5 protein-coding genes are annotated in these 4,906 nt (G+C 57.8%); all 5 read left to right on the plus strand.

What is annotated here, in order from left to right; translation table 11 throughout:
• Window positions 1–881 (plus strand): adenylyl-sulfate kinase (gene cysC / locus QZP87_RS01960; RefSeq protein WP_291321241.1); only part of this gene is annotated, 881 nt, incomplete at its 5' end.
• A gap of 6 nt (window positions 882–887) precedes the next feature.
• The gene (gene cbiE / locus QZP87_RS01965; protein WP_291321242.1) at window positions 888–2,117 is read left to right on the plus strand and encodes a precorrin-6y C5,15-methyltransferase (decarboxylating) subunit CbiE; all 1,230 of its coding nucleotides are present in this window, start codon (window positions 888–890) and stop codon (window positions 2,115–2,117) included.
• A gap of 300 nt (window positions 2,118–2,417) precedes the next feature.
• Window positions 2,418–3,194: a precorrin-4 C(11)-methyltransferase gene (gene cobM, locus QZP87_RS01970; RefSeq protein ID WP_291321243.1), complete on the plus strand. Its 777-nt coding sequence runs from the start codon at window positions 2,418–2,420 to the stop codon at window positions 3,192–3,194.
• Window positions 3,145–4,230: a cobalamin biosynthesis protein gene (locus QZP87_RS01975; protein WP_291321244.1), complete on the plus strand. Its 1,086-nt coding sequence runs from the start codon at window positions 3,145–3,147 to the stop codon at window positions 4,228–4,230. Before cobM ends, QZP87_RS01975 begins: the two co-directional genes overlap by 50 nt.
• A gap of 29 nt (window positions 4,231–4,259) precedes the next feature.
• Window positions 4,260–4,906, plus strand: a 647-nt coding sequence (cobJ, locus tag QZP87_RS01980; RefSeq protein WP_291321245.1) for a precorrin-3B C(17)-methyltransferase, incomplete at its 3' end; no start/stop codon positions are given.

A 4,906-nucleotide genomic window follows, 5' to 3' on the forward strand; every position in this document is an offset into this window, starting at 1 on the left:
TCCGGCGCAACTACGGCTGCACGCATTTCATGATCAGTCAGGACCACGGCGACCCATTTGCCGGGGATTCCCGGGAACGCTTTTACCCCCAGGGTGCCGCCCAGGAACTGACAAAGTCCCTGGAAGATGAAATTGATATAAAGATGATTCCCCTGCAGCAGATGGTCTATGTGGAGGACAAGGCCCAGTATTTCCCTGTAAGCCAGGTGGAGCCGGAGATGAAGACTAAGGAAATCTCCTCTGCCGAACTCAAGCGCCGCCTGGAATTCGACCTGGAAATCCCGGAATGGTTTTCATTCCCCGGCGTGGTCCAGGAGCTAAAAAAAGCCTATCCACCGCGGCACCGGCAGGGCTTTACCGTATTTATCACCGGTCTGTCCGGGGCCGGCAAGTCCACCCTGGCCAAGGTCCTTTACGTGCGCTTCATGGAAATGCGCGAGCGTCCGGTGACCCTGTTAGATGGAGACATCGTGCGCAAAAACCTGTCCAGCGAACTGGACTTTACCCGGGCCCACCGCAATCTCAATGTTCAGCGCATAGGCTTTGTGGCCTCGGAAATCACCAAGAACCGGGGCATCGCCATCTGCGCCCCCATTGCCCCTTATGAAGAATCCCGCAGCCTGGCCCGGGACATGATTACCCCTTACGGAGGCTTTGTGGAAATTTTCATGTCCACCCCCTTAGATATCTGCGAGCAAAGAGACCGCAAGGGCATCTATGCCAAGGCCAGGTCCGGGGCCATGAAAGGGGTGACCGGTATTGACGACCCTTATGAGCCCCCCAGGAACCCGGAAATAAACATTGACACCACCAACCTGACCCCCACTGAAGCCGCCCAGGAAGTCTTTCTCTTTCTGGAGGAGCAGGGATACATCAGGTAGCCTGCCATGCCGGGGGTACAGGTAATCGGCACAGGTCTGGGGTACGAAGACCTCACCGCCAGGCACTTAGAGATTATCCAGGATTCCCATGTCCTGGTGGGCGGACAGGAACAGCTGGACTGGTTCCCCGGGCACCCGGGCATCAAGCGCCGGATCACCTCCCCCTTAGAAGACCTGATCCAGGACATCCGCAACTGGATGCTGGACAGGCAGATTGCGGTCCTGGCCAGCGGCGATCCCTTATTTTACGGCATAGGCCGCCGGCTCATCCTGGACCTGGGAGCTGACCACCTGGAGGTCCATCCCAATATTTCAGTCATGGCCGGGGCCTTCGCCCGCATCAGGACGCCCTGGGATCAGGCCGCCTGGGTCAGCCTGCACGGCCGCAGCCACAGCCATCTGCTTGCAGCCTTAGACTCCGGCCGGCCTCTTTTTGTCTTTACTGATCCCAGAAACTCTCCAGCCAGGGCGGCCCAAATACTGGAGCAAAACAAAAGCAAAGGCTGGAGCATGTGCGTACTGGAAAGACTGGGCAGGCCGGACGAGCGCGTGCGCTGGTTTTCACCGGCAGAGGCTGCAGACGAAGAATTCATGGAGCCCAACGCCCTGATCCTTTTTCCAGCCCCTGAAAAACCTCAAGAGCCCCGGGTATTGACCCTGGGGACCCCTGATCATTTCTACCTGCACCAGCGGGGCATGATCACCAAGTCCGAAGTGCGGGCGGTATCCCTGGCCAAGCTGGGGCTTGAGCCGGGACACGTATTCTGGGATCTGGGCTCAGCCAGCGGTTCCATGGCCATTGAAGCAGCAATGTTCACCACCGGGGGACGCATAGTAGCCGTGGAAAAAGACCCGGAGCGCATCAGCCATATCCGGGAAAACATCAGACGTTTTCAGACCCCTGGAGTAGAGGTCCTGCAGATGGATCTGCCGGATGGCATCCAGGACCTGCCCCCGCCGGACCGGGTGTTCATCGGCGGAGGCGGAGAAGACCTGCCGGAAATCATCCGGCAGACATCCCGCATCCTTAAGCCCGGCGGACGCATAATACTCAACTTAGTGGTCTTTGAAACCCTGCACAAAGCAGTGGAGACATTAAACAGCCTGGATTTCAGCACCGAAGTTATCCAGGTCCAGATAAGCCGGGGCAGGCAAATGCCCGGAGGTGTCAGGCTCCAGGCCCAGAACCCGGTGTTTGTACTTTCAGCATTGCCCCGAAATGTTGAAGAGGCATAGGGCATGGAGCATAGGGCATGGAGCATGGAGCATGGGGCATAGGGCATGGGGCATAGGGCATGGGGCATGGGGCATGGGGCATGGGGCATGGGGCAGGTGGAGAAACACTGAGGAACAACGATAAAGCATCGGCTTTGCATCTTTAAACTCCAAGACAAAAGTTTAATCAAGACATAAAAACTGCCTCCTGCCCTCATTTTCAACCAGGGCACGGTACAGCTCCCCTCCTTGGCCAAGGAGGGGCCGGGGGTGGTTTTACAAAAAGCAACATTTTTTTAAACTGGAACACATAATACGTACATGACAAATTATCCGATAAAATTCGTAGGCGCCGGACCCGGCGACCCGGAACTCATCACCGTCAAGGGCTCCAGGGCCCTGCAGCAGGCCGACCTGATTATTTACGCCGGCTCCCTTGTGCCTGACGCAGTCCTGCACTGGGCTGGCCATGACGCCCGCAGGATCAGCAGCGCAGACATGCACCTGGAGGACATTGTTGACTCCATGACCCAGGCTCACTTTAATGGTCATCAGGTGGTACGCCTGCATTCCGGAGACCCCAGCCTGTACGGGGCCATTTTCGAACAGATAAGCGCCTTGGAAAAAGCCCGGGTTCCTTTTGAAATCATCCCGGGCGTCACTGCGGCCTTTGCCGCGGCAGCCTCCCTGCAGATAGAGTATACCCTGCCCGAAATCTGCCAGACCCTGATCCTGACCCGGGCCCAGGGCCGCACCCCGGTACCGGATTCCGAGCACCTGCAATCCCTGGCATCTCACAAGGCGGCCATGGCCATATATCTTTCCTCAGGCCTGGCTGAACAGGTACAGCCCATCCTGCAGGAAGCCTACGGACCCCGGGCCCGGGCAGCCATAGTCCACCGGGCCTCGCATCCGGACGAGAAGATAATCCGCACCACCGTATCTGACCTGGCCTGGCAGATGCAGGAACACGGCATAAAAGGCCAGGCCCTTATCATCATCGGAGCGGCACTGGAAGACAGCCCGCAGCGCCCCGCCTCCAGGCTTTATGACCCGCAGTTCACTCACGGATTTCGTAAAGGCCGGCAAAAAGATTAACATGCAGCCCCAAAATTTTATGGCCATCTGGGCGGTTACCAGTCAGGGCGCAAATATATGCCGCAAAGTCGCCAGGCAGTTTCCCGGTTCGCATGTCTACCTGGGCGACAAAGTAAAAAACCCGCCCCCAGAGGCTACACTTTTTCAGAGCCTGCAGCAGGCAGTAGAGGAAAAATTCGGCCTTTACCGCTCCCATGTATTTGTCATGGCTGCAGGGATTGCCGTCAGGATCATCGCCCCCCATGTAAATTCCAAACTTTCAGACCCGGCCGTACTGGTGGCTGACGACTCAGGAAATTTTGTCATAAGCCTTTTATCCGGCCACATGGGCGGAGCCAACACCCTGGCCCATCAGCTGTCCCGGGTACTGGGGGCGACCCCGGTAATCACCACAGCCACGGACAATGCCCGGGTGCCGGCCATTGACCAGACCGCCCGGCACCGGAATCTCTTCATGGAAAACCCCCAGGCTGTAAAGCAGGTGAGCATGGCCTTTCTGGCCAAAGAACAAGTTGACCGCTTTGACCCCGGAGGCTGGCTGGACAAGGAAGCTGGAGCCTGGACAAACACTCTTGCAGAGCCCCTCTTTACCCGGCATCCGGGGATAATGGTGCATCACGACATGACCCCGGTCCCGGAGCACATCCTGGTCCTTCGACCCAGAAACCTTTATGTGGGAGTCGGCTGCAACAGCGCCACATCCTTTGAGGAAATCCTGGAAGTCCTGCACACGGCATTTGATAAAAACCGCTTGAGTATTCAAAGCATAAACCTTCTGGCCACCATCCGGGAAAAGACCGGCGAACCAGGATTACTGCAGCTGTCAAAGCACCTGCAAAGGCCCTTGATCGGCATCACCAGGCACATCCTGGACCTGGTCCCGGACGTACCCAATCCTTCCCTGATGGTGCAAAGACACATGGGAGTAAAAAGCGTATGCGAAGCAGCAGCCATAATGGCAGCGGACAAAGGGACCCTGATGGTGCCCAAGATCAAGTCCGGCAACGTGACCGTGGCCGTGGCGTCCTGTACATAGTAGGCATCGGCCCCGGCCATGTCTCCCATATGACCCCGGCGGCTCAGCAGGCCCTGCAGGAGGCTCAGGCCGTGTTCGGATATACTACATACATAGACCTGGTGCGTCCCCTGGTGGAGGACAAAAAAATCGTTTCCACCGGCATGCGCCAGGAGGTGGACCGGGTGCGCAGGGCCCTGCAGGCTGCGCGTCAAGGCTCGGTATGCGCCCTGGTCTGCAGCGGCGATCCGGGTATTTACGCCCTGGCCGGGCTGGTATTTGAAATGTGCCGGGAAAACAGCATCCCCATAGGCGACAGCAAAGACAGCCTGAAGCTGGAAGTCATTCCCGGAGTCCCGGCCCTGGGGGCCGGCAGCGCTTTGCTGGGCTCGCCCCTGATGACCGATTTCGCCTGCATCAGCTTAAGCGATCTTCTGACTCCCTGGGAAGCCATTGAAAAACGTATCCAGGCTGCAGCCTGGGGGGATTTCGTCATTGTTTTCTACAATCCCAGGAGCAAAAAAAGAAACTGGCAGCTGGAAACCGCCAGGAAACTTATCCTGGAGCACCGCTCCCCCGGAACACCGGTGGGCCTGGTCACATCCGCCACCCGCGACGAAGAATCCGTAAGCCTTTGCACCCTGGATTCCCTGGACTGCAACCATGTGGGCATGCAGACCACTGTCTTCATCGGCAA

Source organism: Desulfonatronospira sp., from assembly GCA_003563255.1.
GTDB lineage: Bacteria > Desulfobacterota > Desulfovibrionia > Desulfovibrionales > Desulfonatronovibrionaceae > Desulfonatronospira.